At 48.1% G+C, this 26,086-nt stretch carries 33 protein-coding genes and 4 pseudogenes; 32 read left to right on the forward strand and 5 right to left on the reverse strand.

The annotated features are described in order from the left end of the window. Positions 1-54: 54 nt before the first annotated feature. The 4 genes from A2F46_RS09050 to A2F46_RS09065 all read right to left on the reverse strand — a co-directional run bounded on the left by A2F46_RS09050 (position 55) and on the right by A2F46_RS09065 (position 3,817). Entirely contained in the window at positions 55-1,230 is a 1,176-nt protein-coding gene (locus tag A2F46_RS09050; RefSeq protein WP_066569537.1) for a hypothetical protein, read from the reverse strand. Continuing rightward, positions 1,205-2,212: a nucleoid-associated protein gene (locus A2F46_RS09055; RefSeq protein WP_066569540.1), complete on the reverse strand. Its 1,008-nt coding sequence runs from the start codon at positions 2,210-2,212 to the stop codon at positions 1,205-1,207. Before A2F46_RS09055 ends, A2F46_RS09050 begins: the two co-directional genes overlap by 26 nt. A gap of 138 nt (positions 2,213-2,350) precedes the next feature. Beyond that, positions 2,351-3,124, reverse strand: coding sequence for a hypothetical protein (locus A2F46_RS09060; protein ID WP_066569544.1), 774 nt, complete (start codon positions 3,122-3,124; stop codon positions 2,351-2,353). A 51-nt stretch (positions 3,125-3,175) separates the two neighbouring features. Continuing rightward, on the reverse strand, positions 3,176-3,817 hold the full coding sequence (locus A2F46_RS09065; protein ID WP_066569547.1) for an XRE family transcriptional regulator: 642 nt from the start codon (positions 3,815-3,817) through the stop codon (positions 3,176-3,178). Positions 3,818-3,952: 135 nt separating this feature from the next. Here A2F46_RS09065 and A2F46_RS09070 point away from each other — a divergent pair, with 135 nt between their 5' ends. The 23 genes and pseudogenes from A2F46_RS09070 (at position 3,953) to A2F46_RS13300 (ending at position 17,617) form a co-directional block, all read left to right on the forward strand. Then, positions 3,953-4,135: a transcriptional regulator gene (locus A2F46_RS09070; RefSeq protein WP_066569548.1), complete on the forward strand. Its 183-nt coding sequence runs from the start codon at positions 3,953-3,955 to the stop codon at positions 4,133-4,135. Between the two features lie 8 nt (positions 4,136-4,143). Then, positions 4,144-4,434: a helix-turn-helix domain-containing protein gene (locus A2F46_RS09075; protein WP_066569550.1), complete on the forward strand. Its 291-nt coding sequence runs from the start codon at positions 4,144-4,146 to the stop codon at positions 4,432-4,434. Between the two features lie 66 nt (positions 4,435-4,500). Beyond that, positions 4,501-5,349, forward strand: coding sequence for a hypothetical protein (locus tag A2F46_RS09080; RefSeq protein ID WP_066569551.1), 849 nt, complete (start codon positions 4,501-4,503; stop codon positions 5,347-5,349). 4 nt (positions 5,350-5,353) lie between these two features. Further along, positions 5,354-7,141, forward strand: a complete 1,788-nt coding sequence (locus tag A2F46_RS09085) for a transposase (RefSeq protein ID WP_231867761.1) — start codon at positions 5,354-5,356, stop codon at positions 7,139-7,141. 2 nt (positions 7,142-7,143) lie between these two features. Beyond that, the gene (locus A2F46_RS09090) at positions 7,144-8,286 is read left to right on the forward strand and encodes an AAA family ATPase (RefSeq protein WP_082783651.1); all 1,143 of its coding nucleotides are present in this window, start codon (positions 7,144-7,146) and stop codon (positions 8,284-8,286) included. 1 nt (position 8,287) lies between these two features. Further along, positions 8,288-8,524 (forward strand): hypothetical protein, encoded by a 237-nt coding sequence (locus A2F46_RS09095; protein ID WP_066569556.1) that lies wholly within the window; start codon positions 8,288-8,290, stop codon positions 8,522-8,524. A 1-nt stretch (position 8,525) separates the two neighbouring features. Next, entirely contained in the window at positions 8,526-9,026 is a 501-nt protein-coding gene (locus tag A2F46_RS09100) for a hypothetical protein (RefSeq protein ID WP_066569564.1), read from the forward strand. Beyond that, entirely contained in the window at positions 9,019-9,393 is a 375-nt protein-coding gene (locus A2F46_RS09105; protein WP_066569570.1) for a hypothetical protein, read from the forward strand. The genes A2F46_RS09100 and A2F46_RS09105 overlap by 8 nt, the downstream gene beginning before the upstream one ends. After that, positions 9,390-10,001 (forward strand): DUF3164 family protein, encoded by a 612-nt coding sequence (locus A2F46_RS09110; RefSeq protein ID WP_066569572.1) that lies wholly within the window; start codon positions 9,390-9,392, stop codon positions 9,999-10,001. The genes A2F46_RS09105 and A2F46_RS09110 overlap by 4 nt, the downstream gene beginning before the upstream one ends. 56 nt (positions 10,002-10,057) lie before the next feature. Further along, a complete protein-coding gene (locus A2F46_RS09115; RefSeq protein ID WP_066569625.1) occupies positions 10,058-10,330 on the forward strand; it encodes an HU family DNA-binding protein in 273 nt (90 codons plus the stop codon). 70 nt (positions 10,331-10,400) lie between these two features. Beyond that, a complete protein-coding gene (locus tag A2F46_RS09120; protein ID WP_066569574.1) occupies positions 10,401-10,856 on the forward strand; it encodes a gp16 family protein in 456 nt (151 codons plus the stop codon). Continuing rightward, positions 10,846-11,187, forward strand: coding sequence for a Mor transcription activator family protein (locus A2F46_RS09125; RefSeq protein WP_197457626.1), 342 nt, complete (start codon positions 10,846-10,848; stop codon positions 11,185-11,187). The genes A2F46_RS09120 and A2F46_RS09125 overlap by 11 nt, the downstream gene beginning before the upstream one ends. Before the next feature lie 238 nt (positions 11,188-11,425). Beyond that, on the forward strand, positions 11,426-12,151 hold the full coding sequence (locus A2F46_RS13470) for a hypothetical protein (protein WP_369796331.1): 726 nt from the start codon (positions 11,426-11,428) through the stop codon (positions 12,149-12,151). A 74-nt stretch (positions 12,152-12,225) separates the two neighbouring features. Then, positions 12,226-12,564, forward strand: coding sequence for a hypothetical protein (locus A2F46_RS13475; RefSeq protein ID WP_369796332.1), 339 nt, complete (start codon positions 12,226-12,228; stop codon positions 12,562-12,564). Positions 12,565-12,579: 15 nt separating this feature from the next. Then, positions 12,580-13,506, forward strand: a complete 927-nt coding sequence (locus tag A2F46_RS09135) for a hypothetical protein (RefSeq protein ID WP_066569577.1) — start codon at positions 12,580-12,582, stop codon at positions 13,504-13,506. A 50-nt stretch (positions 13,507-13,556) separates the two neighbouring features. Continuing rightward, positions 13,557-13,895 (forward strand): capsid cement protein, encoded by a 339-nt coding sequence (locus A2F46_RS09140; protein ID WP_066569580.1) that lies wholly within the window; start codon positions 13,557-13,559, stop codon positions 13,893-13,895. Between the two features lie 2 nt (positions 13,896-13,897). Then, on the forward strand, positions 13,898-14,170 hold the full coding sequence (locus tag A2F46_RS09145; RefSeq protein WP_156471611.1) for a hypothetical protein: 273 nt from the start codon (positions 13,898-13,900) through the stop codon (positions 14,168-14,170). Between the two features lie 2 nt (positions 14,171-14,172). Next, positions 14,173-14,616, forward strand: a complete 444-nt coding sequence (locus A2F46_RS09150) for a gp436 family protein (RefSeq protein ID WP_066569588.1) — start codon at positions 14,173-14,175, stop codon at positions 14,614-14,616. Continuing rightward, positions 14,616-15,109, forward strand: a pseudogene (locus A2F46_RS09155) (Gp37 family protein). The gene A2F46_RS09150 and the pseudogene A2F46_RS09155 overlap by 1 nt, the downstream one beginning before the upstream one ends. A gap of 24 nt (positions 15,110-15,133) precedes the next feature. Then, positions 15,134-16,518, forward strand: a pseudogene (locus tag A2F46_RS13480) (phage tail sheath family protein). A gap of 10 nt (positions 16,519-16,528) precedes the next feature. Continuing rightward, complete coding sequence (locus tag A2F46_RS09165; RefSeq protein ID WP_066569590.1) at positions 16,529-17,044, forward strand: phage major tail tube protein; 516 nt, start codon at positions 16,529-16,531, stop codon at positions 17,042-17,044. Positions 17,045-17,118: 74 nt separating this feature from the next. Then, positions 17,119-17,469: a phage tail assembly protein gene (locus A2F46_RS09170; protein WP_066569593.1), complete on the forward strand. Its 351-nt coding sequence runs from the start codon at positions 17,119-17,121 to the stop codon at positions 17,467-17,469. Then, complete coding sequence (locus A2F46_RS13300) at positions 17,411-17,617, forward strand: GpE family phage tail protein (protein ID WP_082783650.1); 207 nt, start codon at positions 17,411-17,413, stop codon at positions 17,615-17,617. The genes A2F46_RS09170 and A2F46_RS13300 overlap by 59 nt, the downstream gene beginning before the upstream one ends. Here the strand turns inward: A2F46_RS13300 and A2F46_RS09175 are convergent. Next, the gene (locus A2F46_RS09175; RefSeq protein WP_066569596.1) at positions 17,614-17,874 is read right to left on the reverse strand and encodes a hypothetical protein; all 261 of its coding nucleotides are present in this window, start codon (positions 17,872-17,874) and stop codon (positions 17,614-17,616) included. The two genes, A2F46_RS13300 and A2F46_RS09175, sit on opposite strands and share 4 nt — an antisense overlap. Before the next feature lie 28 nt (positions 17,875-17,902). On the opposite strand from A2F46_RS09175, the gene A2F46_RS09180 reads away from it, so the two are divergent. From A2F46_RS09180 to A2F46_RS09220, 9 genes and pseudogenes are all read left to right on the forward strand, one after another. Then, positions 17,903-20,668 carry a phage tail tape measure protein gene (locus tag A2F46_RS09180; protein ID WP_066569598.1) on the forward strand — a complete coding sequence of 922 codons (2,766 nt, stop codon included), beginning with the start codon at positions 17,903-17,905 and terminating at the stop codon, positions 20,666-20,668. Beyond that, entirely contained in the window at positions 20,668-21,564 is an 897-nt protein-coding gene (locus tag A2F46_RS09185; protein WP_066569600.1) for a phage tail protein, read from the forward strand. Before A2F46_RS09180 ends, A2F46_RS09185 begins: the two co-directional genes overlap by 1 nt. Beyond that, positions 21,564-21,785 (forward strand): tail protein X, encoded by a 222-nt coding sequence (locus A2F46_RS09190; RefSeq protein ID WP_066569602.1) that lies wholly within the window; start codon positions 21,564-21,566, stop codon positions 21,783-21,785. Before A2F46_RS09185 ends, A2F46_RS09190 begins: the two co-directional genes overlap by 1 nt. Beyond that, on the forward strand, positions 21,773-22,885 hold the full coding sequence (locus A2F46_RS09195; protein WP_066569604.1) for a phage late control D family protein: 1,113 nt from the start codon (positions 21,773-21,775) through the stop codon (positions 22,883-22,885). The genes A2F46_RS09190 and A2F46_RS09195 overlap by 13 nt, the downstream gene beginning before the upstream one ends. Then, the gene (locus A2F46_RS09200; protein ID WP_231867764.1) at positions 22,869-23,447 is read left to right on the forward strand and encodes a phage baseplate assembly protein V; all 579 of its coding nucleotides are present in this window, start codon (positions 22,869-22,871) and stop codon (positions 23,445-23,447) included. Before A2F46_RS09195 ends, A2F46_RS09200 begins: the two co-directional genes overlap by 17 nt. A 136-nt stretch (positions 23,448-23,583) precedes the next feature. Further along, positions 23,584-23,955 carry a GPW/gp25 family protein gene (locus A2F46_RS09205; protein WP_066569606.1) on the forward strand — a complete coding sequence of 124 codons (372 nt, stop codon included), beginning with the start codon at positions 23,584-23,586 and terminating at the stop codon, positions 23,953-23,955. 227 nt (positions 23,956-24,182) lie between these two features. Beyond that, positions 24,183-25,099 (forward strand): annotated as a pseudogene (locus tag A2F46_RS09210) (baseplate J/gp47 family protein). Continuing rightward, entirely contained in the window at positions 25,092-25,670 is a 579-nt protein-coding gene (locus tag A2F46_RS09215; RefSeq protein WP_066569608.1) for a phage tail protein, read from the forward strand. Before A2F46_RS09210 ends, A2F46_RS09215 begins: the two are co-directional and overlap by 8 nt. After that, a pseudogene (locus tag A2F46_RS09220) lies at positions 25,671-26,086 on the forward strand (hypothetical protein); the annotation flags it as partial. It lies immediately after the preceding gene.

Below are 26,086 nucleotides of genomic sequence, written 5' to 3' on the forward strand. Positions count from 1 at the left end.
TATCAAAAATGTATCATATAGATTGGATTAGATTGGATCTAAAAATTTTAAAAATTAAAAGCTCCGGATTAAATAGACGACCATACAAGCAAAAAGACCAAAGGAAACTACCCATTGCAAAAAACAGATGACATCTTTTTGGTTCTTGATTCGATTATCAAGAGGTGTAAACAATTGTTGTATGTCAGCCGGTAATTCATCCTTTAAGTTGAGCTCTTCTCTAATACTATTTTTTTGTCTTGCTATTTCATTCTCAATAACGGATGCAGTTTCCGATTGATTATTTAGTGTACACAACATCAAAATAGCATAGATTACACAGCCTATGAAGATACCCGTATTTGCCCAAAATTCGGGAGATATGTAATGGTTTTCAATCTGTTTCATTTGAGTTGCAACAATAAAAGTTGCAGCAGGAATTCCTAATATTTGATTTTGAATATCGGCAAAAATTTTATGAGCTTTTGTGAAGTCATCTAGACGAGAAGCCGCCAATTTCTCTTTGTATTTTTCATAGCTGAAATCAGCACAAAACAAATTGTAATTATGCAATATGTTCTGATATAAGGCTTCCAAATTCAGTAAAAGATAGCTGAATCCTTCGTGTAAAGGCTGCAGTTTTACCAGTTCAACGACAGCATCAGCAAAAATTTCATTTACTTGCTCGCTATGAATATTATCTTCCTGCAAAAAAATCAATATTTTATTTAGAGCATCTTTAGAAATCTGGTTAATCACTGTATCTTCCATCACAATCAGTAATTCAAGCTTCTTTTTATTGTTTACAAAAAAAATCTGATTGCTATGAAAATGTACTGCGACCCGCTGCAGGTATGATACTAACTGCAATGCCAACTGGTAGTTCGTAAACCAATCAGGTTTTATTTCATCTGCACTAAAAAATACATCAGATAACACAAAGAAATCCTGAACAATTCCTGTCGGATTGTCTATCAAAAATTGATTTTCATTATCGTATACTTTTAAACCAAGGGCTGAAGCAGGTGGCTGAATGCAAATTTTAAATTTCTGTCCGACAGAAACTGTTTCTCCATCTTCTAAATTGGATGCTATCTTAGATTCAGAGGGAGTATTCAATGCCCAGTTTAGAGCAGCACAAACTGTCGAATCAGGAACCTTATATGGCGTATAAGTATTTTTCCATCCGGTAAGTTGTGTTGATTTGTAAATAATTGATAGGTACTCAATTTTCTGGGCTGTCGTTATCATTTTTCTGGACAGTAAATTCTGCTTTCATCTTTTTGGAAGGGTTTCTCAAAATAACTGCATCCATATCTTCATCGTAGTATGCGTTACCACGAATGATAGCATCTCGTCGTATTTTCAGGGTGTAAGCATTTTCGGTGAAAGTGACAGTATTTAGTGTATCAACCGTGGCTTTATGGGGAGAAAAACCGTCTGGGATTTTATATTCATCTTTATTCATGTAGTCCTGAATGTCTTCAGGAGCCTCTGGATAAACGGTTCGACTGAATACCTCGGCGTTAAACGGATTTTCTTCTGTCAAATTTTTGAGGTATTCATGGCTATCAGCATAAAATTTCAAAATGCGTTCTGGGGACATTTCTTTATCTTGGCTAAATTGCCCAACCAGTTCAGTTAAAGCAATGGTGATAGTCTTGGATCTGATAGAGGAATTACATCCTAAAAACTGTTGAAAAAAGTTAGATACATCGCTGCCACCAGCTAAGAAGCTGATATAGTTTTCATCTTGGTTTTTCCAAGCTGTCAAATCTACTTTCCCTGCGAATCGCATTTCTTTTAAATCTAAGAATTGCGTGCGCTTAAAATCGCGATTTTCAATGGCCGCACCTTTTTTGTTATTCACTACTGAAATTAGAAGCAAATCTTTACCATTTTCTGTTACGCAGAAAAAAACAATATTGGCAGAAGCCGAAGTGTGAGGAGCGCGATTCTGAAGGTGAGCCATAAAATTTTTTGTAGTTTGGATAAAATTCGTTTTTTTATCTATATACCATTGTTGCAAAAAAACACTGGCTGGGTAATTGACAGTATCCGATTCGAAATGGCCGTAGCTTTTGCCTACTCTTTTTTCATAATAGGCCAGCAGGCCATCAAGAAATTCGTTGGTAACTTCGGCATCATTTCCTGCTTCTTCATTCGCTAGGTCAATTGTTACTAAGTTTTTTTCAATTACAAGTTTATGAATGACAACATTATTTAAATGCATAACTTTTCCCTTTATAGATAAGAACAAAACATAATCGCAGCTATATTTTCATTCGGTCTTGCATAAAGAATTAGTATCTCTAAATTAATTACATCTGATTCAACGCTGCTTCATATTCTTTGGCTTGCAAAGATTTAGTTATACTGGCTCAGCAAACATCATGATGGGCATACCTTTTGTAATCATGACGGTATATTTCACATTATTTTGGACAAAGCTATTTTTGCCTGAATTTTCTTGATCAGGGTGCTTAGAGAAAGAATCCATTGTTGCGGCAATCATTTTTATAATTTTTCCACCAACAGTTTTATTGCCTTCATCACCATCAGCCGCAGAGAGAATAAATGCAGCAGCACTACCAATTTGTAAATTATCCAGTGCGTTATCTGTGGGAGCCATCATCACGGAAATAGAAGTGACTTTGTTGCTTTTGGGGTCTATAGCCACTGTGCTATGTAAGTTATTCGCAAACGCAATGGACGCTACTTTACGCACATCGCTTGCTTCTCCTTCAGGTTTGATGCCTGATGAAATCGCGAATGGTAATTCAACTGATTCAAAATCTTGATTAACCCGATTCCTAAATGTGTCGAAGTCCAGATCGAGGGTATCCACCTTAGGAGTTGGCACAGGAGAAGATGCGTTAAGGGTTGTTTCATTAGATTCAACCGCTTTGGTTGTAGAAGATGCCTTCTGGGCTATTTCAGCTGTCTGGTTGTTTGGTTCAGCGGCAAGGTTTGGATCAATAGCTACCCCAATAACAATGAATACGAACCAAATGATAGAACCAACAATAACACCCAAGGCATGTCGCGCTAAGCCTCCGGTACCTTTATTTTTTAATTTTTTGGCGAGTAGCCACCAAACCAAACCAGCAGCTGGAAAAGATAATAAAGCAAATAGTAAACCCATGTTGGCCCCTTTATATTTATTGAATTGAAATCTCTTAACGGATTAATTAATTTAAATCAAATCCCGCGATACGTTTACAACCTGTCCTATGACTTCTACATCTGGATGATTTTCCAGCTTTAATGGCATGGGTGGATAGGCAGAATTATCTGAAATCAACAACAAGCTTCCATCTATTTGTTTTTGTATTCGTTTCACCCACAAGGTATCCCCACTGCGGATAACATAGATATAACCATCTCTTGGATTGGATTTTGAAGTATCTACTAACAAGGTGTCATGATTCCCAATCGTGGGCTCCATGCTGTCTCCTCGGGCAAGTACACAATTGAGGTCTTTATGACACAATCCCCGAGAGTGCAACCAATCATTTCTAAATGCCAGCCGTGTGCTTGGGGCTAATACACCATAAGCGTGGGCACCATTCCCAGCAGAAACCTCAACATCAAACATGGGTATATAGGCATATTCATCTGCAATGATGGTGTCAATGCTTTTGGAATGCATTCCTGTCAAAATATATTGGACATCAAACCCAAAATCCAAAAAATCCATAATTTGAAGCGCGTTTGGATAGGATTTTTCATTCTCCCAATTCCAAACTGTATTTTTTTTGACGTCTAGTTTACTGGCCAACTCTTCTTGACTGAGCTGGTTTTTCACGCGTTCTTCTTTCAGTCTCGATCCGAACATAAACTAATCTCAAAATAATTGGATAAAGTAGTTGCTTATCCAAATATATTTGGATAAAATTAATTCAACAATTAAACAAGGTTGTTTATAAATATAAACGATGGAAGTTTATCACGAATATTTGGGAGTTATTCCATGAATGCAGAAAAAGTGAAGCAAGGTTTTAGAAATCGCGGTGAAACGCTTAAAAGTTGGTGCGAGCGACATGGGTATGAATATACCTACACATCTCGGATTCTCAACGGTAGCGTGAAGGCCAATCGAGGGAAAGCACATGAGATTGCAGTCGCATTAGGCTTGAAAAACCGCGCGGCATAGGAGCCATTATGAGTACCAAAGGCATTCGTTTACTGCGTGTGTACAAAGCGCTTAAAGCCCACCCGATTATTGGCATCAGTAATAAAGAAATTGCAGATGGGCTCGGTATTTCCCCCGTTCACGTCAGCCGAGACTTAGAAGATCTGATTGCAGAAGGACTGGTGCAAAAGCTGGATAACGGGAACTACGCATACAGCATCCAGACCTTGCAGATTGCCGAACGATTCCGCCGCGACCAAGAGCGCTTAAAAGCCAGACTGGGCGAACTGGAGCAGCGTGTTGATGCCGGTATTTATTAAACCCAAATGCGACGTCGTCGTATTTGAAAAGTGAAAATGGACGACGTCGTCCATTTTGGGAGCGAAATGATGAGTGACATGATGAAACAGGAAACCACCGTGGTCTCCAATCAAGCCGCCTTGAATAGCGTGGCGGTAATGGATCAATGGGGCAATGGCGAGGTTTACAACGAAGACCGCTGGGTGGAGCGTGCCCGACAGGCGGCGCGCCAGGCTATGGAAGGCATGTTTGAGTTGGGGCGTGCCCTGATTATTCTGAAAGAGCATACAGATCATGGACGATTTCGTGACATTGCCGAGAGTGAACTGGGGCTACACACCCGTGAAGTAACCAGATTGATGATGGCCACGCGTCGTTTTGCGACACCGCAAATGCAGAAAGCCGCACCCAAGTTGATGAATTTGGGGAAGTCCAAACTTCTGGAATTGTTGGTTGAAGAAGATGAGGCTGTCGTTGATCTGGCAGATGGCGGTGAATTAAACGGCCATAGTCTGGACGATGTTGAACGCATGAGTGTGCGTGAGCTACGCCAGGCTCTGCGTGATGCGCGTGATGAAACCGATGCGGCACGCAAAGTTTCGGCAGAAAAAGACACCAAGATTAATGATTTATCCGAAAAACTGGCTAAGAAACAATCATCTGTAAAAGAGGCCAAGCCCAGCGATGTGGCGGATGAATTGAAAATGTCGATGGGTGCCATTCAAGTGGGCATTGAAAGCCAAATTACCCGCCTGATACCGGTTTTTGAACAAATGATGGCACATGCCGAAGCGAATGGGATGGATCACAGCCCCGCGATGGTGGGCTGCCTGAATCAAATCATTCGAGATTGTGAAAGCCTGCGTGAGCAATTTGTGTTGCCCCAACAGCCACCTGTTGATGCGGTTCCTGAATGGTTTAAGGCCACGGAGTAACGCCATGAATAACCCGGCACTGATTGAGCGATTGACTGCCATTGCGCACCACGCGGACACATTGGGGCATGGCGTTAAAACACATTATTTAAAACAGCAGGCACAAGGATTGGGTTGGAGTATGGACAAATTGTATCGGCACTTAAAAAAAGTGGCTATTCAGCCGCAGCGCAAGCGCCGCGCTGATGCCGGTACGTCCACATTGACATTAGAGGAAGCCAAATTAATCAGTGCAGCAGTACTGGAAGGTGCCCGTAAAAACGGCAAGCGCATTATGACCATAGGCCGAGCAACAGAAATGCTACGGGCGAATGGTTTGATTGATGCCGTGCAGATTGATGAAGATGGGGTTTGTACCCCGCTGTCTGAAAGCACAATCACCCGTGCGTTAAAAGATTATGGATTGCACCCAGAACAACTGTTGCAGCCTGATCCTGTCACCCGCATGAAATCATTACACCCGAATCACTGGTGGCAGATCGACCCGAGTATGTGTGTGCTGTATTACTTGCCACGGCACGGCAAGGACACAGGTTTGCGCATTGCTGATGCAGCAGCATTTTATAAAAACAAACCAGCCAATCTGGTGAAAGTATTGAATGACCGCGTATGGCGCTATACCGGCACCGACCATGCCAGTGGCACGATATGTGTGCGCTACTATTTTGGCGGTGAAACCAGCCAAAACCTGTGTGATTTCTTTATTTTTATGATGCAGCCAAAAGCCAATGTGCACACCGACCCGATTCGTGGGGTACCGACAGGCGTGATGCTGGACCCGGGTAGTGCCAATACGAGCCATGCTTTTAAAAATCTGTGTAAACAGCTCGGTGTGCGGGTGCAAATCAATACGCCACACAAACCACGCGCCAAGGGGCAAGTGGAAAAAGCCAACGATATGGTGGAGACCGCATTTGAATCTGGTTTACGCTTTATTGAAATCAACAATATTGACCAGCTTAACGCACTGAGTCTGCGCTGGATGCAGTATTTCAATGGCACTGAAATACACAGCAGACACAAGATGACGCGTTATCAGGCGTGGAACCGTATTCAAGCCGAGCAGCTGATATTGCCACCACCGGCAGACTATTGCCGCGAACTGGCGGTATCTGCACCCAAGGAAGTCAAGGTTACTCCGGATTTAGAAATTCAGTTTTCAGGCAAACGATTTTCAGTGCGCGACATTGCTGATGTGATGGTTGGTCAAAAATTAATGGTGGCCAAAAACCCATGGCGGCCTGATGTGGCACAAGTGGCCACTTATGATGCAGCCGGAAATGAAATCTGGCAAACGGTTGAGCCGGTTGAGTTTGGCGACTTTGGTTTCCGTGAATCTGCAGTGGTGATGGGCGAAGAATATCGTGCCAGTGTTGACACGCCCGCCCAGCAACACAAGAAAGAGCTGAACAAGATTGCCATGATGGCTGACACATTGGAAGAAGCCGAAGCCAAACGCAAAACCAGCGCCTTGCCCTTTGGCGGCAGCATCGACCCATACAAGCATCAGGAAAACACTTTGGCCGAACGCAATATTTTGTATGTCGAAAAACAAGGCCAGCAACTGGATTACAACCGTAAAGAAGTGACGGAACAGGTTTTGAGCAAAGTTGAAATTGCCAAACTCTTGAAACCCCGTATTGACGCTGAAGGCGGGAATTGGCCGCAGGCGGTCAAAACCTTGCAGCTTATGTATCCGGGAGGCGTGGTCGCCAGTGAAGTGGAATCTGTATTTGAGCGCTTGCGCACATCAGGCAGCCTGAAACTACACAAAACAGGAACCGCGCTATGAACATCAAAACCACTTTAAAGCAGCTGGGCAAGTCGTATGCGGTGGTGGCCGGTGCGGTGGGTGTGTCACCGGCTGTTATTAGCCAGATTGCCAATCATGGTATTTGGCCAAAGCGAAGACCAGATGCATTACACGAAGCATTAAAACAGTTTTTTGTTGATAGTGGTACGGGCATTCCGAGTGACCTCTCACAGACCCCAGAAGCCGTACCAGCCCTGACTCAAGAAAGCGAGGACGACACTATGTTACTCAGAAAGACCGCATTAACACAAGCAACCAAAATGGCATTTGGCCTGCCACGTGATCCATTCAGCGAAGAAATCAGCAGTGCTGAAGATGTATTCACCAGCCCAGACATCAAGTATGTGCGCGAAGCCATGTTTCAGACAGCAGCGCACGGAGGATTTATCGCGGTGGTGGGCGAATCTGGGGCTGGTAAATCAACCTTGCGTGAAGACCTGCAGGATCGGATTGCACGCGAAGGCCGCCAAATCATCATGATTGAACCCTACGTGCTGGCCATGGAAGAAAACGACATCAAGGGTAAAACCATGAAATCAGTGCACATCGCAGAAGCCATCTTGGACGCTGTGGCACCCGGCACCAACCCGAAACGCAGCCCAGAAGCCCGGTTTCGCCAAGTGCATAAAGCACTGCAAGAAAGTGCGAAAGCCGGGAACAAACATGTGCTGGTTATTGAAGAAGCCCACGGCATGCCACTGCCCACATTGAAACATCTGAAGCGGTTCTTTGAGTTGAAACAGGGTTTTGAACGCCTCCTCGGCATCATCCTGATTGGTCAGACAGAACTGGCCAATAAGCTGTCTGAAAGCAATCCCAATGTGCGCGAAGTGGTACAGCGCTGCGAAGTCGTTACCCTGCAGCCACTCACTGACGGCAAGCTGGAGCAATACCTGAAGTTTAAATTTGAGCGCATGGGCAAGAAGCATACCGAGGTGATTACCGATGATGGCATGTTGGCCATCGCCGAGCGATTACAGCACCGTGCCCGCACCCAGCGTGGTACAGAGACAACCAGTCTGTTGTATCCGCTGGCCGTCAATAATCTGGTCAGCGCTGCCATGAATCAGGCAGCTGAACTCGGGTTTGAAGTGGTGGATGCCGATGTGATTAAGGGGGTGTGACATGCGCACTTGGTTAATGGATTTTATACGGCGCTTATTGATTTGTTGTGCTGTGTTTATGGCCGTTGCTGTGTTGTTTCCAGCCGTCGAGCACCATAACCCGCCACGGCAGCCCTCGCAGCAGGAAGCACACCAAGACGCGGTAGAGGCAGACCGCGAATGGCGGCAAGTGTATGGTCGGATGAGTGACCAAGACAAAATGACCGGTGTGGTATTTGAGCCCGTGGATGGAGAGTGACATGAAGATACGCTGTCCTGCTTGCGGCGCGACCATGAGTCTTGATGTCTTGATTGCCCATGATGATGCTCGAGCCTTGATTGTTGGCCTCACGGTATTGTCTGACGATCTTGCCAAATCGGCGCTGCGTTATTTGACGCTGTTTCGCCCCGCCAGCCGCGATTTGTCTTTTGACCGAGTAGCTAAATTACTCAATCAGCTGCTGCCGGATATCCAAACCGAACAAATTGAGCGCAATCGGCACACTTATCCTGCGCCACGCGTTGCTTGGATCTGGGCTTTTGGGCGCTGCATTGAAGCCCGCGATGCAGGGAAATTAACACCGCCTCTGACAACACACGGCTTTTTGTATGAAACCCTGACGTTTTGGAAGCCAGATTACACACCCGTTTCAAGCACTTCTGTACCCCAATCGGCACTTATGCCAGCGCCTTCTAGTAAGTTGCGCCATGGAGTAGCCGCGCTGGCGGGGTGGGCACAACAGGGAGGACAGGATGAGTAGTTTTTTGCGCCCACTAATTGCCCAAGGACTGGCCAAATTGTCTGTATTGAATTTGCCCAGCCGCCCGGCTGCCGTGGATTTGGTCGCCGTTGCCGATGTTTGGATGGAATCGCTGCTGCGCTATCGCCAAGACTGGCGCGCGGACTTGGATGCGAAGCGCATTGAACAGGCTTTTTGCTATTTGATTGACCACGCCGAGCAATGGCCAAATCCCCGCGATTTAATCCGGGCTATGGCACCACGGCCACAACCGATGCAGAAGCAACTACCCACCCCGCCAGTTTCACCGGAAAAGGTTGAAGCAAACCGCCGACAACTCGCCGCCATACTTAAACAATTAAGCAACAAAATGGAGATACCCAAATGAATCAAATTGACATGAACCAATATCGCAAAGACGCCAAAGGCAATTTGGTGCCGATAGACAATATTCGCCCCATTGACATGATGCGTGACGAGTTAGTGCAAGAGATTGTGGGACGTGCTCAGGCTTGTGCCGATAATCTGGCCGAATTCAAACGCAGCGCCATGGATGACATTGCTGCGTTTGTTCAGCTTTCAGCCGACCGCTATGACGTCAAAGTGGGTGGCCGTAAAGGCAATATCACACTGCACAGCTTTGATGGCAACTACCGCCTACAGCTCGCGGTACAAGATACTTTATCTTTTGATGAAGGTCTTCAAGCAGCCAAACAGCTGATTGACGAATGCATTGACGAGTGGACGGTGGGCAGTCGCAGCGAAGTTCGCGCTTTGATTAATGCGGCTTTTGATACCGACAAAGAAGGCAACATCAGCACCGCTCGGGTGCTCGGTCTTCGTCGCTTGCAAATCAACGATGCAAAATGGCAAAAGGCCATGGATGCTTTGAGTGACAGCTTGCAAGTGGTGACCAGCAAATCTTTTGTACGTGTGTATCGCAGGCTGGAAAACGAAGAATACCAACTGTTGAATTTGGATATTGCCAAAATTTGATGAAAATCCATCATCCGCGCGGCACGGTTTGCCGTTTCACTTTACCAGGAGTTTTTATGAACAAATCTGAATTAATCCAAGCCATGGCCACCGAAGCGGAACTGACCAAAGCTCAAGCCAGTGCTGCTGTTGATGCTTTTGAAGTGGTTATCACCCGCGCATTGTCTGAGGGCACGAGCGTGGCCTTGGTGGGCTTTGGCACCTTTTCGATTGGCGAACGGCAAGCGCGCACGGGTCGCAATCCTAAAACGGGTGAAGAGCTGAAAATTCCAGCAGCTCGCGTGCCTAAATTCAAAGCCGGTAAAACACTAAAAGATGCTGTGCAATAAGTGAACGTTAATCCATGCCTGTGCCGTGCGCAGGCATGTGTGAACGATTACGGTTATTAAGGAGACCATCATGACGTTAAATACCGCATCCCAGAAAGCCAAGCTGGTGCGTTTGCTGCATGTGGCCAAAACACAGTTGATGATGTCTGATGCCGAATACCGTGCACAGTTAGCCACAGTAAGCAATGGCAAAACCAGTAGCAAAGCCTTATCGGTACCCGAGCTTGAAGATGCTTTGCGCAGCATGAAAGCGCGCGGTTTTGTGGTGACGATCAATCGCAAGCAGTCCAAACCAGATTTGCCCATTTATGATGACCATGGTCAAACCAAAATGATACGGGGGCTGTGGCTTGAGTTGCACCAGATTGGTGCGGTACGAGATCCTTCCGAGCGGGCACTGGCCAATTTTGTGAAGCGCATGACGGGTGTTGCGCACCCCCGTTTTTTGAGTACGGATCATGCGAGCGTAGTGATTGAACAGCTTAAAAAATGGTTGCAACGCGTGGGAGACAAAGATGGCCGATGAACGCATCCCCGAGCTGGTTGCCGATTTAGAAGACCAACTGGTCGCCTGCTTAACCAGAGAAGCAACTATTGATCATGCCCAAGCGGTGATGATTGCCAAGAAAGCGGCTCGGCGGGTGACCGACAATTGGGGCGGGCAGCTGATTTATATCCCGAAAAACCACAACGGCCAGCTCTCTGAGCGCGATATTAAAATCTGGAAAGAGTTCAATGGGAAAAACCATGTGGCCTTGTCCAGAAAATACAATCTAACTGTGCAACAGATTTACAGCATCCTGCGTGGTGTCGGTGAGCGAGAACGAGCCAAAAACCAGCCGGATTTATTCGGGTAAGCACGAAGTAAATCAAAACCGCATTTATAAACGTTTATAAATGCGGTTTTTCGTTGTTTCTCGGTTAGGTGGTGCCATTGCACCAACTGAAACATAAAATGGATTGTGGCGGCGCTATGGCGCTATTGGCACAAATATCATGATTTGATTCGCGTCCCTGTGTTTTTTTAAAGCGCTTTAAAAGATTTGATTATACCCACGTAGCAATATAGCCCCATCGTTTGATGGGGTATTTTTTATGTCTTTTGAAATCTTTCGCGCCGGGCGTCGCACCACCAGCAAGGGGCAAACGCTGGATTTTAGCGATGCTGATATTGCGGCAGCTGCAGCAGCGTATGACCCGGCAGCTCATGAAGCACCGATTGTGATTGGGCATCCCGGCGATACAGCCCCTGCTTACGGTTGGATTAAGCATCTTGCGGCTGATGGCGGCAGCCTGAAAGCCGAGTTCAAAGAAGTAGACAACGGCTTTGCTCAGTTGGTGCGCGATGGTCGCTATAAAAAAGTTTCAGCTTCATTTTACCCACCCGATCATCCGGCCAACCCAAAGCCAGGCGTGTGGTATCTACGCCACCTTGGTTTTTTGGGTGCGCAGCCGCCGGCAATCAAGGGCTTAGATGCGATTGCTTTTGCTGAAAACGATGGCTGTGTGGAGTTCAGTGAACTGGCTTTCGATTACAGCGCCGGTATTTTTCGCCGCTTGCGTGATTGGTTTATTGGCAAATTTGGCGTCGATGAAGCCGACAAAATCATTCCCGATTACATGATTGAAAGCATCCAAGAAGTATCCCGTTATCAAGACACGCCTGCTGAGCAGGCAGCATTTTCCGAACCCCCTTTTACCACCCATGAAAACCATGAAACCTCCAAGGAGATTGTTATGCCGACCGAAGAACAACTGGCAGCCGAAAAGGCTGCGCGTGAAAAAGCCGAGGCCGAGCTGCCCAAGCCAAGGCGGAGCTGAAGCGATTACAAGATGAACAGGAACAAAGCCTGCGCACCGCTTCACACGATGCCAATGCCAATTTTGCCGAAGCTTTGGCTAAAGAAGGCAAATTAAAGCCAGCGGATAAAGCACTGGTTGTGCAAGTGCTGGATTTTGCTGAACACCCTCAGCATACCACCGCTGACTTTGGCGAAGCGGGTTCAGCAAAGCCGCTGGCACAGGCCATGCGCGATTTTTTGACTGCCCTGCCGCAGGTAATGGATTTTGCCGAAATGGCTACCGCCGACAAGGCCGGTGCAAAACCTGCCGCCGGGTTGGCGGATTTTGCGGAAGCTAACCCGGATGCACTAAGCCATCATCAGCGTGCGTTGGCTTTATCTAAAAAAGAAGGCATCGGCTATGAAGAAGCTGCTCGCCTCACTGTTCAATAAGAAAGGAAATAAAGCATGAGTGCTCATTTGAAGAATTTACGCCAGGTTGATCCGGTACTCACTCAATTGGCTCAGGGCTTTCGCCAAGCTGGTTTGATTGCAGAAAAAATTATGCCGGTGGTACCTGTTGATAAAGAAGGCGTCAAGGTACCGGTGTTTGGCAAAGGCTCTGTGCTGAGCTATGAAACCGAACGCGCACCGGGTGCTGATAGCAACGTCATCACGCTTGATCAAGCCAGCTATTTGCCCATTGTGCTGGACGAACACGATTTGTCAGCGCCGGTTGATTATCGTGAACAAGCCGAATCCTTGTTTGATGAACAAGCCAAGGCGACTCGCCGGGTGACTGCGGGTGTGCAGTTGCGGCAGGAAATCGAAACCGCCGCCCTGGTACAGAAAAGCTCAGTGTATGCAGCGGGTTTGACCAGCGACCTCTCAGCTAAACAATGGAGTGATGACGCCAATGATCCTGTGGCCGATGTTAAAGCAGCCAAGGCTGAGGTGCGCAAAGCCTGTGGTCAAGAACCGAACGTATTGGTTTTGGGTGCTGCGGTTATGGATTGCCTTGTTCTCCACCCCGCATTGAAAGCTTATTTGTCTGGCACCGAACGTAAGATTTTGACCGAAGAAATTCTGCGGAATCTGTTTGGGGTGGATGAAATCATCGTTGGCAAAGCGGTGGCCGCTGCGTCTACAGGTAAACCCGTGGAAGACGTGTGGGGCAAATTCGCTTCCTTGATTGTTCGGCCAACAGTGATTGAATCGGGTAACGACGAGGGTATTCAGTCGTTTGGTTATACCTTCCGCCGTCGCGGCATGCCGATTATGGATCGTTACGATGGTGTTGGCGGGAAGATTGAATATGCCCGCTATACCGACATCCGTAAACCGGCTGTGGTGGGCGGCACCTGCGGCTATTTGTTCAAAAACGCCATTGCTTAATTAACCAGGCTGCCTGAACCGTTTCAGGCAGCCAATCGAAAGGATGAATCATGGCTCAAACCAAACAAGTTGTTTTGACCACCACAGTGCTGGCCGCTACCGCGTGGCAGCCTAGTCGATTTGTGAATTATGCCGGTGCGCAAGCTAGTGCGGGTGATGCGGTATTGGGGGTGTCTGCTTATGCTGCGGATCAGGGCGATATGGCCGCTGTGGACGTGGTCGGCATCGCCATCGTCGAGGCAGCAGGCGCCATCGCGTCAGGCGATTCTGTGGCCGCAGATGCCCAAGGCTTGGCGATTAAGCTTGGCGGAAGTGGTATTGCCGCTGGGCGAGCATTGGATGCGGCCAGCAGTGCCGGTGAAACCATCCGTATTTTACTGGGGGCTTAATCATGGCTGTGAAAGTCTATATCGCGAAGATTGGTTTGGTCTTGACCAATGCGGATGGCAGCACGTTCCGTGTCGGCGTGGGTGAAGCTGTAGAGCTAACGCCGGAGCAGTACAAAACGGTGTCCGCGTATGTGGATGAAGGCCATATCAAGGATGCGGATTTGGCCGCCAGCGGTTATCAGCCCGATGGCGAAACGCCAACTGCTGATGATAACCAAAAGCCTAAATCCAATCGTGGCAACAATAAACCTGCTGCAGCACAGGCCAAGGAATAGCGATGTACATCACGCGCGATGACGTGGCCGAATCCATGAGCTTGCTTGAGCTGGCACAACTCAGTAATGACGACCCGGCCATGGCCAATAGTGAGCCGGATTGGCAGGTGGTTGACCGAGCCATTGCCTATGCTTGCGAACTGGCGGATGGCTATTTGCAAGGTCGTTATCCGCTGCCGTTGACGGACAGTACCAGCATGCTGCGGTTGTGGTGCACCGACATCGCGCGGCATTGGTTACACCGCCGCCGAATCAATACCGCAGATTTTCCGAAGCCATTGGAAATGGCTTATCAGGATGCACTCAAACAGCTGACCTTGGTGCGCGATGGCAAGCTGCATCTGGGGGTTCGCGGTACTGACGACCAAGCTACTGACGCGCTACAGCCAGAACCGGGTGCCTACCACGTTCGCGCAGCACCCAAACAAAACTGGGAAGGCTACTGATGAGTGCAACCAAACCAATTTTGGACAGCGTATTGGCACACCTTCAGGCAGCCTTGCCCCATTATGCAATCCAATTGTTCCCAGACAACCCCGCGCAATACCGTTTTGTGCATCCACTCGGCGCGGTGTTGATTGGTTACCAAGGCAGTGAGTTTAAAGAGCTGCGTGACGTTGATTTGATTGCACAAGAGCGCAGCATCAGCTTGCACTTCACGGTGTTTGGACGCGGCTTAAACAGCGATGGTGCGGCATTGGATTTGTTGGATGCACTGCGCTTAGCCATTGTCGGCTTTCGCCTGAGAACTGCGAACGCATTCACCTGCTGGGCGAACGCTTTCTGGATGAAACCGCAGGCGCATGGCAATACGAGCTGCGGGCGCAGACCGAAACCATGCAAGTTGAAAACCGCATAGAACCTAATCGCCCAAAACTGACTGCAGCATTTTATCGCCGTCCCGACCAACCTTTAAACCCCAATCTCAAACCCAAATAAGGAGTAAATCATGGCAGCAGCTATTTGCATGGCGTTGAAACCCTCCGTATCGACGGAGGCAGTAGCCCGGTTTATACCGTCGATGGTGCCATTACCGCCATCATCGGTACCGGCATGGCCGGGCCGGTAAATGAACTGACCGTGTGTCAAACCGTTAAGGATTTCAGCCAATTTGGCACGGTTATTGGCGCGGGCTTCACTTTGCCTGATGCCGCCAATATCGTGACTCGGTACAAGTCAGGTGTTTTCTATGTGATTAACGTGCTTGATCCAGCGAAACACAAGACAGTCGTGCCCAGTGAAGTCTTGATTGTCGACAGCGACACGTTAATTGCCGCTACAGCTCATCCTGCTCTATTGCCAGGCTACGTGGTCAAATCCGATGACACAGCTTTAACAGCCGGAGTCGATTACAGCATCGATGAAGTCAGCGGAGAAATCACTTTTGCCAAAACACCCTCTAATCCGACAATCAACTACACCTATCTGGATCCGACCAAAGTCACCGAAACAGATGTGATGGGTGGTTATGTTGCCGCCACAGGCAAGCGCACTGGGATGGAATTGATGACGGAAGCTTCAACCGATTGGGTGCCGATGCCAAAATCATCATCGTGCCTGAATACGATGCCGATCCTGAAGTGGCTGCCGCGATGATTACATTAGCCGAACAGCTTGAGGCTATTGCTTATGTGGCCGCGCCCAAAGGCACTACATTAAGCCACGCTATTCAAGGCCGTGGCCCACTGGGTGACATCAATTTCAAAACCTCATCTGATCGGGTGCAATTGTTTTATCCCTATGTGTATGGCTCCAGCGGTGGACTGGAAAGTTTGGCCACGCACGCTGCGGGTCTGCGCATGAAAACCGATGTGGACAATGGCTATTGGTTCAGCATTTCAAACCGAGAGATGCTCGGTGTGACCGGTATTGAAGTGCCCCTGACCGCACGTATTGACGATGCACAGGCAGAGACCAACCGGCTCAATGAAAAAGGCATTACCACGGTATTCAATAGCTATGGCACTGGATTCAAAATGTGGGGTAACCGGCTGGCGTGTTTCCCAACCATTACCCACATTAAGAATTTTGAGACGGCGCAGCGTACTGGTGATTTGATTGATGAATCCATCCGCCGCGCTGAACTGCAATATGTGGATTTACCCATTGATGATGCACTGATTGACAGCTTCCTCGGCACCGTGCGGACGTATCTGGGTACGCTGAAAAGCATTGTTGGCTTCAGTGTTGAGCTTGATTATGACTATGACCTTGTTGACGCATTCAGCAAAGGGCAAGTGCCCATCAAGTATGACTACACCCCCAAGCTACCCGCCGAGAGCATCACCAATACCAGCGTGATGACGCGCGCGTATCTGGCCAATTTAATCAGCAATCAGGCTGCATAAGGAGTCAATCATGGCAGAATTAAATGCAATCTATAACGCCAATGTGTATGTGAATGGTAATAGCCAACTCGGGCGCGCCAGTGAATTCAAGTTGCCTGAAATCGAAATTGGCCAGGACGAACACAAAGGGCTGGGTATGGTGGGTACCATCAAGCTGCCCAGCGGTGTGGAGGCGCTGGAAGGTGAAATCACATGGAACAGTTTTTACCCAGATGTGTTCACCAAAGTTTATAACCCGTTTAAAGCCCTTCAATTGATGGTGCGCGCTAATGTGCAAGCATTTAATGCGGCTGGGCTGGCTGCTGAAGTGCCTATGGTGACAATCGTCACGGCCACATTCAGCAAAAATCCTTTGGGTAGCTACAAGCCCAAGGAAAAAGCGGAGTTCTCCAGCACATTTCAGGCAACCGAAATCCGGCAAACCATCGGTGGTCGTGAAACGCTGTATTTCAATGCCTTCACCAATCAATACCGCGTGAATGGCGTTGATATGCTGGCACAGATGCGCTCAAACATTGGCCAGTAATTTTTAAAGCGCTTTAAAAGCCCTGAGCAGCACTTAAACCTAAACTCATCCTTGCATTAAGGGTGAGTTTTTTTATGGCCATCCGTTTACAGATGTGGGCTTTGACACCGGCACCCACCCGGTTAACCAACCAAGGAAAAATCATGGCAAATGAAGCACAACAATTGCAAGAAAAACTGGGCAGCAGCAAGACCATTACACTGGTTGAACCTATTGATACACCCAATGGCACTGTTACTGAGCTGACCCTACGCCGGGTTCGGGTGAAAGACTTCAAGCGTGCTGCCGAACAATATCCTGATAATGCAGTGCTGCAGGAAGCACAATGTTTGGCGATTGCGTCCGGGTTACAGTCTGAAGATTTTGATGAGTTGGCTTGGGAGGACTACAGCCAAGTGCGTCAGTTTTGTCTGGGTACTCACTGATTGGGATGGTTTTTCTCAGGCAGCTGCCGATCTGGCTTGGTGGTTTAATTTTTCACCTGCTGATATTGAAGAAATGTCACTTGAAGAATTAATGGAATGGCAGAAACAGGCGAATCGGCAGTTGAAAGCCAAATACAGTAAATTTTAAACGCGTTGTTTTCGGGTGGAACTGATGCGAAGCCCGGAAACAAACAACGCAATTAGCCAGCTTGCTATGGTAGCCATGATGCCAACGCCGACAGCAGCGAAAGGTGTAATCAAGGCGAAAGACACAATCGCCAGCAACACACTGCCGCTACTGAACCACAGGCTGGTAAATAGCCAGATTGCAGTTACAGCAGAAAAGCCAACGAATAAAACCGTGGCCAGAGATGTGGTGAAATCATTTTCAAAATCAATGTTCATAAGGCATTTTTAACATAGGTGGTCATCAATGGCAAAAGAATTATTGGTTAGCGTTGCGATTGGTGCAACACTCAAAGCCGGATTTACTGCTGTTTTTGGCCGCGCTGAGAATTCAGCCAAAACACTTGGCACCGAAATCAAAACAGTCACCAAACAGCATGAAGCACTCGGGCGATCAATGCGAGCCCAGCAATCCCTCAATCCAAGCCGTGACTTATCAAAACAAGCGCGCGCTTATGCGGGCATGGCCATCGAAATTAGTAAGGCCACCAAGGCTCAAGAAGGTCTAAATAAGGCAATAGCTGGGCAAAAGGCTGCGGCTGCTAACCGCCAGCGGTTGCGTAGCGAAATGGTTGAAACAGCCGGTCATGCTGCAGTCATTGCCGCACCGATTGTGGGTGCTGTCAAAAAATACATGGAACAGGAAAGTGCTTCAGCAGATTTAAAAGTATCCATGATGAAAAAAGATGGCAGCTTTGGTCAATTCAATGCCATCGACAAATTGAATGCTCAACTGGGTCAGATGTTGCCTGGCAACAAAGCCGACTTTACGCGTATGAGCTTAGGCTTAAAAAGCCAAGGTGTATCTGATAAAACCATTCTCAATGGTGGTGGATTGGCCACGGCACAATTAAATGTGGTTATGGGGAATGATATTGCCGATGGATCATTCTTTGCCAAGCTAATGGAAGCACATGGCATTAAGGAGCACGAGCTACTCAAGGCCGCTGATTTGACACAACGCGCTAAATTTGCAGCAGGTCTAGACAAAGAAGACATGTATCAGGCCATGGCTTACTACGCACCCAAAGCCAACACTCTTGGCCTAACTGGACTCAAAAACCAGAAACAGATTTTTGCTGTTGAAGGCTTGGCGGCAAACAAGGGGCTGGAAGGTTCATCATTCGGCACCAATTTTTCAATGATGCTCAGTCAGCTTTCAAAAGGGCCACAGATGATTGCAATGGCCAGTAAGGGGATGAAAGCTGAGGTGCGCAATATGATGGAGAGCTCTGGCGCGCAATTTGAGTTTTTTAATAAAGACGGCACCATGAAATCGCTGCGCGACATTACGGGTGAAATGGAAACTGGCTTTAACAAAATCAAAGCCAAGTTTGGTGATCGCGGGGTCATGGATGTGGCCGATGCTATTTTTGGACAAGAAGGTGGTCGCGTTGCGCAAATTATGGGCCAAGCTGGATTGTCTGGGTTTGATGCCTTTGTTGGCAAAATGGATCAGCAAGCATCACTGCAGGACAGGATTAAAGTCAAAACCGACACGTTGTCGTCGTCATTAGAGCAGCTCGGAGGCGTTGCAGAAAATGCAGCTGGCCAATTAGGTTCTATTTTTGCACCCGATATTCGCGCGTTTGCCGATTCAGCACAGGGGCTAATCGACAATTGGATTGTGCCATTCATGACGCAGCATAAGGGCTTGATTAAATCAGTAGTTGGATTGATGGCAGGCCTATTTACATTGAAACTTGCTATTTTGGGTGTGTCTTATGCGGGTTCGATGATGGCCATGCCATTTCGCTCTATGCTGGTTGGCGTCAATAAATTCAAAGCGCTGAAAAGCATTTGGGCATTGATGCGCATTGGTGAAGTATCTCGAGGTGTCGCGGTATTCAGAATGCTGGGACTATCGGCAGGCAATGCGGCCAAGGCCGCTGGGTTGGTTGGCCATGCGGCCAGCCCATTGACGGGTGTTTTTACACGTATTGCAGCAGGTGCCGGTGCGATGGGCAAGGCGCAAATTGCTTTGGCTTTGTTGCGCCAAGGTCTGATGGCAGTGGGTCGGGCATTTTTGATGACACCCATTGGGCTGGTTGTTGCTGCCATTGCTGTCGCTGCTTTGTTGATTTACAAATATTGGAAGCAGATTAAGGCCTTTTTTGGCGGCTTGTGGGACGGTATCAAACAAGGGATGGCTCCGCTTGCCCCGATGTTTGCGGCATTTGGTACCGCGTTAAGCAGTGTTTGGCAGCATGTTCAGCCATTTGTTCAGCCTATTATCAACTGGTTTCGTGACTTTTTTTCCGTTAGCCAAGTGGCTGAAGGTGGAGCTCGTAGCTTTGGCCAAGCAATCGGTATGTGGATTGGGCAGACTATTTCTGCTGTGGTGGGTTGGGTAGTTGGCAAAATCAATGAAATGAAAGCCGCGTTCAGTGGTGGGCTGACTGGCATTCTGACTTTAATCATCAACTGGTCACCGCTCGGTGCATTCTATTCTGCCTTTGCTGGCGTAATGGGATGGCTTGGTATTACGTTGCCGAGTTCGTTTACCGGATTTGGGCGAATGATTATTAATGGTCTTGTTAATGGCATTAAATCCGGTGCATCCAGCGTGGTTAATACCATCGTTTCTCTTGGTAAATCAGCCATTACGGCAGGCAAAGCAGTCTTAGGTATCCACTCCCCAAGCCGGGTTTTTCGCAGCATAGGTGGTTATGTCACGGAAGGTTTGCAAATTGGCTTGTCCGGTGGCGCATCAAAACCGCTTGCAGCCATCGGCAATATCGCCTCGGGATTGCAACAGCGTTTCAAAAACCGCAGCGGCACCTTGTCTGCACAGCTGAATGAGCAAATGCAGGCAAATTCTGCTGAATTTGCACGTGGCCGCGTGGGGCAACCGAGCAACAGCCAAGGTGTCACCATAAATTACAACCCTACTATTCAATTGACCGGCAATGCGGACGTGTCTGCGATACAGCAGGCGCTCAAATTAAGCCAACGAGAATTTGAAGAGATGTACCGACGCATGGTGCATGGACAAGAGCTGAGGAGCTATTAATGTATGCAACCCTGGGTGATGTCAATTTTGAATTCTTAAACAGCTTCAGTGATTTTGAAGAAACACACAGTGCGGTTTTTGCTAAGCACGATGTGCTGGCAGGCCGACCTCGCCTGCAAGCCATGGGCAATGACTTAACGACTGTTCGATTCGGTGTCGGGTTGCACTGGAAGTTAGGTAACCCTGACACGGCATACAAAGGCTTGATTCAAGCAAAAGAAGCCCAGCAAGCGGTGTCGTTGGTGTTTGGCTCTGGTCGGTTTGTTGGCTGGTGGGTGATTGAGCGTGTGACCTGCCGCACGCTCAAGCAGGACGGCAATGGGCGCACTGCAGCTCGCGAGCTGGATGTTGAACTGACCGAGTTTGTGGGAGATCCCAACAATCCGCTAGACACACCGGGCATTTTGTCTGGCCAAAACCCGTTGCTGTCTTTGCTGCCGGAATCGGTACAAGGTGCCATCAGCAAAGTAGCAGATGCCGTTGAAACAGGCGTTCGCATCTACAATCAGGTCGAACAAGGCATTAATGATGTACAAAATTTAATTAGCCAGGCACAAGCATTAAAAAATGATCCACTGGCCATGTTTGGCTTGGTTGGTGATGCATTGTCACTATCTGGGTCGATGCTCGGCAGCCTTAATGCCTTGCCTGAAATCGGACAATGGTTCGGCAATTTAAGCGGTGCCGTTGATTTTTTAAGCTATGCAGCCCAAGCAGCGTCTGATGTGCGCAATGCAGTTGGGATTATTCAAAGCGGCTTTGACAGTGGCTCGTGGGGTGACTGGCTTGCCGCCGGCGCCAGTTTATTTGATAGCGCCGGAGGCAGCATAGCCAATGCAGCGGCAGGAGCCGAATCACTGACGGCATGGCTCGCGGTGCGTAAGGATGGTGCGTAATGGCTAATTCGGTGCTGCAATACACAACGCGCGAGGGTGACCGCTGGGATTTAATCGCCCATAAGTATTATGGTGATGCAACGTTGATTGATGGTCTTATTGCGGCCAATCCCCATTTGCCGATTGCGGAACAATTTGCTGCCAATTTGACTGTGTTCGTGCCGGTTTTGACAGCATCACCGCAAAATGCACAGGAGGACATGCCGCCATGGATGCGCTGAGTTTATTATCTGGTGCAGTGTCCATGCTGGGCGGCCAGAGTACCCACCCCGTTACACTGCCGGGTTTCACAATTAAATATGAGCAGAAGGACATCACAGCTGACATCAAACCCGGTTTGATCAGTATTGAATACACCGATTATTTAGGCGACCAGTCTGATGAGCTATCTGTATCGTTTGAGGACATCGCTGGAAAATGGCTGCGTGGCTGGTATCCTAACCAAGGTGATGCATTGAGTTTGTCCATTGGTGACCAGTTTACCGGGCTAATCGATTTGGGCAGTTTTGAGATTGCCGAGATTGAGTATGACATGATGCCCAGCGTGATGACGCTTAAAGCCCTATCCACGGGCATCACCCGCGCAAACCGTACCTTGCAACCCAAATCCTATGAAAAAACCACGCTGGCCAAAATTGTGCGGATCGTGGCCGGTCGTTTGAAACTATCGGTGACTGGCACGGTAGCCAACATCCAGATTGAGCGTGTCACACAATACCAAGAACGCGATGTTGAATTTTTAACGCGCCTGGCTAAACAGTATGGTCACACGTTTAAAATTGTTGATAAAACCTTGGTGTTTATGGCGAATACTGAATTGGCCAAACAAGAGCCGGTTGCGATTTTATTGCCTGAAGACATCAAATCTGGTCGGTTCCGCGATTTGATCAAAGGGGTACCAGACAAGGCGGTGGTGACCGGCTATGACACTAAAAGGAAAAAGGTGCGAACGGTGACACGTAAGGGCAAACCATTGCGCAGCAGCGCCAAGCGGCCAAGCACCAGCGACACTTTAAAAATTGTGGCCAACAAAGGGGAATCTGACCAACAGCTTGCTGCCCGTGCCGATGCTGCTCTTGCGGATGCCCAACAAAATCAGGTTTCAGGCAGCCTTGCGATGTTTGGCAATGCCAAATTGGTGGCCGGGCAAGTGGTACAGTTGAAGAACCTTGGCCAGATGTCAGGCAAATATCTGGTCAAACAAGCCCGGCATGATCTGCGTCGCAGCACGGGCTACGTAGTAACGCTGGACATCAAAATGCTGGAATACGTGGCCGATGAACCAGAAAAAAAGGAAACTGCTGATGCAAAAACAGCATGAATTTGGCAGCACGCTGCAGTTTGGTATTGTTGCTGCCGTTGATGACGCCAAGCACAACATCAAAGTCAAAATCCCGGCTTTGGAAAACATGGAAACCGATTGGCTGCACATGATCACAGCCGCAGCAGGCAGCAATCAATTTTATTCATTACCTGATCCGGGTGAACTGGTTGCCTGTTTGCTTGATGCGCGTGGTGAAGGCGGCGTGGTGTTGGGTTCTATTTATAATGATGCCGACAAAACACCCACTGGAAACCGTAATATCTGGATGAAAAAATTCATCAATGGCACAGTCATCAGTCATGATCGCAGCACGGGTGATGTGGTCATTAACACCCCGGGCAACATCATGGCCACAGCAGCCGGAACCGCTACCATTGACGCGCCTGAAACCATAGTGACCGGCAATTTACTGGTCAAAGGCTCACTTACCTATCTGGCGGCATGTCGGGGTCAGGTGGTTCGGGTGCCGCCGCTGCAATCAAGGGCAGTATACGAGTTGAGAGTGGTGATGTGGTTGCGGATGGAGTCAGCCTTAAAACACACACGCATCCAGACATGACCTCCGGCGGTGATACGGGTGAGCCCAATTAGATATTTTTTAAAGCGCTTTAAAAGTCTATCAGTCCCACTGTCTTCATAATCCCTACAACTACTGTTGCAGGGATTATTTTTTTACCTGCACCCAAGAGGACAAGATGACGACTACCCCACGTACCCGCCATTGGCAGCTTGCACCAGCAGACGCAGGTGTTGATGTTGTGTCTGGCGTAGACGACATTAATTTGTGCATTCTGAATATTTTAGGGACACGCAAAGGCACTGATGTCACGCGTCCGACTTTCGGTTCAAACCATCTTGATTACATTGATACACCAGAAGATGTTTTTGTACCAGGTGTTACCCGTGAGGTGATTTTAGCGATTCAGACGTGGGAAAAACGAGCGGTTATTGAGCAAGTTACATTTTCTGGTCATGCCCCGGACATCACGATGACCGTACATTGGCGGGTTGCAGATGAGGTGGCCGGTGAAATTTATCGGACAGATATTGGATTGGTAAGCAAATGACGGATCTAGAAACATTGGCTCGCACCGATGTCAAAATCGTTGATGACGACTTGGCCACGGTTTTATCAGCCACGATTGCCGATTATGAAGCGCGCACTGGCAAAACACTGCAGCCTGCTCATATTGAACGTCTGTTGATTAACACCTTTGCGTACCGCGAATCCTTAACGCGCCAGCAAATCAATGAGGCCTATCGACAACAGCATGTCCGCTTCGCAACAGGGTTGATGCTGGATTTGTGCGGCGATGATGTCAATACGCCGCGTCTTTCTGCCCAGGCTGCGCAAACCACGATTCGTTTCACGGCCAGTGACTTATCAGGGACAGCACAAATCGGTATTCCCGCCGGTACCCGCGTGGCTGCCGGTGACGTCAATTTTGCTACTGAACAATCCATTTTATTGTCAGCCACGACACCGGCTGCAAATGTCGTGGCGATTTGCGCCACTGCGGGTGCCGCAGGGAACGGCTGGACAGTCGGCCAAATCAGCACGCTGGTTGATGATTTGGGTACTAGCGTGGAAGTCAAAGCAACAAATACAACGGTGTCGGCGGGTGGTATTGATGATGAAACTGACGACGCCTATCGAACCCGCATTTTCATGGCATTTGAGTCATTCTCGGTGGCTGGTCCGGTGGGCGCTTATGAGTATTACACACGGCAAGTTTCGCAAAGCATTTGTGACGTCAACATTGATAATCCAGTCGACGAAAATGACGAGCCCGTGGGTGGCAAAGTCGTGGTGACTGTACTCACCCAAACAGGCTTACCCAGCCTGAATTGTTGCTACAGGTACAAACCGCATTGAATAGAGAGGATGTCCGGCCACTGTGCGACACCGTTTATGTTGCGGCACCAGAGACCATTGAATACAGCGTACATGCCACGCTCACTTTACTGAGCGGCTACGAGTACAACGATGTTCTGTCTCGTGCCCAAGCATCGTGGAACCAGTATGTTGCCAAAGCCAGTTTGCTTCTGGGGCAAGACATTGTGCCGCTGGAAATTGCCAAAACACTTAAGGTCGAGGGTGTTTACAACGTCGAATTACCTGATTTACAGCTGACAAAAATCCTGAAAAGCCAATGGGCACGCTGTGTGAGCATGACACTTATGCTGAAGGATGAACCAGAAGATGGCTAAGCTGACCTATGCCGACTTGATTGAGCGTGATCAGCGCTTTAGAGCGTTAGCCAATCTCGGTCTACGGCTGGATTTGGTTGACGCCACACGGTTGATTCCACGATTGATTCAACTCGTGGCTGCTGGCCATCTAAATTTGTTGGCTGAAAGTCGCAGTATTTGGGGCATAGACGGATATTGGTTGGCTGAATCAGACCAAGCACGCCGAAACCTGATTAAAGGTGCATATGACCTACACCGGCGAAAAGGTACGCCTTGGGCAATTCGTGAAATTGTAAAACGGCTGGGGTTTGGCACAGTAGAAATCATTGAGGGGTTAAATAATCGCTTTCATAACGGCGCTATCAGCCGTAATGGGCATTATCGTCATGGCGACCCCCATGCATGGGCTCATTATCGGGTGATTTTATCAATGCCGATTACCAACGACCAAGCAGTTTTACTGCGTCAAACATTGCGTTCATTCGCCCCAGCTCGTTGTGTCTTGGCGTCTTTAGATTTTACGCGTGCTGCGCTTCGCCACAATGGCCGCGCTGTACGAGATGGTTTATTCAATAGAGGAACGGCATAAATGGCTAATCTTGCAGAAACCAGCAAATGGGAAAATGGAATTTATCAGCTTGAGACATCTGATCCAGTGATGGGCGGTGCCGATGGCATTGATAATGTACAAGCAAAGCAACTTGGCAACAGAACATTATTTCTTCGAAATCTAATCAATGAGGTACTCGTTGGTGCCAATCTAACCCCAAGTGCCACAGAGACAAATCAATTGCATGACGCGATTATCCAACTCATTGAAGCAAATGTGCCTGAGATTGGCAGTGCAACAGCGGATACCGCAGGCATTATCAAAGTAATCAATTCATTAACATCAGACGATAAATTAAGTGCTTTGTCTGCTGCACAAGGCAAAGTGCTTGCGTCCATGGTTGCAGGCTCAATACTATTGCCGGGTGCCATTCAATATTTTGCAATGCAAACCCC

Source organism: Snodgrassella sp. CFCC 13594, from assembly GCF_001590725.1.
Lineage (GTDB): Bacteria > Pseudomonadota > Gammaproteobacteria > Burkholderiales > Neisseriaceae > Snodgrassella.

Coding starts and splice junctions, on each gene's coding strand:
- A2F46_RS09110 (WP_066569572.1), top strand. CDS start 9,390: ATGAATCAAATTGACATGAACCAATATCGCAAAGACGCCAAAGGCAAT.
- A2F46_RS09145 (WP_156471611.1), top strand. CDS start 13,898: ATGGCTGTGAAAGTCTATATCGCGAAGATTGGTTTGGTCTTGACCAAT.
- A2F46_RS09150 (WP_066569588.1), top strand. CDS start 14,173: ATGTACATCACGCGCGATGACGTGGCCGAATCCATGAGCTTGCTTGAG.
- A2F46_RS09140 (WP_066569580.1), top strand. CDS start 13,557: ATGGCTCAAACCAAACAAGTTGTTTTGACCACCACAGTGCTGGCCGCT.
- A2F46_RS09105 (WP_066569570.1), top strand. CDS start 9,019: ATGAGTAGTTTTTTGCGCCCACTAATTGCCCAAGGACTGGCCAAATTG.
- A2F46_RS13300 (WP_082783650.1), top strand. CDS start 17,411: ATGAGTTGGCTTGGGAGGACTACAGCCAAGTGCGTCAGTTTTGTCTGG.
- A2F46_RS09080 (WP_066569551.1), top strand. CDS start 4,501: ATGATGAGTGACATGATGAAACAGGAAACCACCGTGGTCTCCAATCAA.
- A2F46_RS09170 (WP_066569593.1), top strand. CDS start 17,119: ATGGCCATCCGTTTACAGATGTGGGCTTTGACACCGGCACCCACCCGG.
- A2F46_RS09195 (WP_066569604.1), top strand. CDS start 21,773: ATGGATGCGCTGAGTTTATTATCTGGTGCAGTGTCCATGCTGGGCGGC.
- A2F46_RS09060 (WP_066569544.1), bottom strand. CDS start 3,124: ATGGGTTTACTATTTGCTTTATTATCTTTTCCAGCTGCTGGTTTGGTT.
- A2F46_RS09070 (WP_066569548.1), top strand. CDS start 3,953: ATGAATGCAGAAAAAGTGAAGCAAGGTTTTAGAAATCGCGGTGAAACG.
- A2F46_RS09205 (WP_066569606.1), top strand. CDS start 23,584: ATGACGACTACCCCACGTACCCGCCATTGGCAGCTTGCACCAGCAGAC.
- A2F46_RS09165 (WP_066569590.1), top strand. CDS start 16,529: ATGGCAGAATTAAATGCAATCTATAACGCCAATGTGTATGTGAATGGT.
- A2F46_RS09175 (WP_066569596.1), bottom strand. CDS start 17,874: ATGAACATTGATTTTGAAAATGATTTCACCACATCTCTGGCCACGGTT.
- A2F46_RS09095 (WP_066569556.1), top strand. CDS start 8,288: ATGCGCACTTGGTTAATGGATTTTATACGGCGCTTATTGATTTGTTGT.
- A2F46_RS09100 (WP_066569564.1), top strand. CDS start 8,526: ATGAAGATACGCTGTCCTGCTTGCGGCGCGACCATGAGTCTTGATGTC.
- A2F46_RS09120 (WP_066569574.1), top strand. CDS start 10,401: ATGACGTTAAATACCGCATCCCAGAAAGCCAAGCTGGTGCGTTTGCTG.
- A2F46_RS09135 (WP_066569577.1), top strand. CDS start 12,580: ATGAGTGCTCATTTGAAGAATTTACGCCAGGTTGATCCGGTACTCACT.
- A2F46_RS09185 (WP_066569600.1), top strand. CDS start 20,668: ATGTATGCAACCCTGGGTGATGTCAATTTTGAATTCTTAAACAGCTTC.
- A2F46_RS09215 (WP_066569608.1), top strand. CDS start 25,092: ATGGCTAAGCTGACCTATGCCGACTTGATTGAGCGTGATCAGCGCTTT.
- A2F46_RS09085 (WP_231867761.1), top strand. CDS start 5,354: ATGAATAACCCGGCACTGATTGAGCGATTGACTGCCATTGCGCACCAC.
- A2F46_RS09180 (WP_066569598.1), top strand. CDS start 17,903: ATGGCAAAAGAATTATTGGTTAGCGTTGCGATTGGTGCAACACTCAAA.
- A2F46_RS09075 (WP_066569550.1), top strand. CDS start 4,144: ATGAGTACCAAAGGCATTCGTTTACTGCGTGTGTACAAAGCGCTTAAA.
- A2F46_RS09125 (WP_197457626.1), top strand. CDS start 10,846: ATGGCCGATGAACGCATCCCCGAGCTGGTTGCCGATTTAGAAGACCAA.
- A2F46_RS09190 (WP_066569602.1), top strand. CDS start 21,564: ATGGCTAATTCGGTGCTGCAATACACAACGCGCGAGGGTGACCGCTGG.
- A2F46_RS09065 (WP_066569547.1), bottom strand. CDS start 3,817: ATGTTCGGATCGAGACTGAAAGAAGAACGCGTGAAAAACCAGCTCAGT.
- A2F46_RS09200 (WP_231867764.1), top strand. CDS start 22,869: ATGCAAAAACAGCATGAATTTGGCAGCACGCTGCAGTTTGGTATTGTT.
- A2F46_RS09115 (WP_066569625.1), top strand. CDS start 10,058: ATGAACAAATCTGAATTAATCCAAGCCATGGCCACCGAAGCGGAACTG.
- A2F46_RS09050 (WP_066569537.1), bottom strand. CDS start 1,230: ATGATAACGACAGCCCAGAAAATTGAGTACCTATCAATTATTTACAAA.
- A2F46_RS13470 (WP_369796331.1), top strand. CDS start 11,426: ATGTCTTTTGAAATCTTTCGCGCCGGGCGTCGCACCACCAGCAAGGGG.
- A2F46_RS09055 (WP_066569540.1), bottom strand. CDS start 2,212: ATGCATTTAAATAATGTTGTCATTCATAAACTTGTAATTGAAAAAAAC.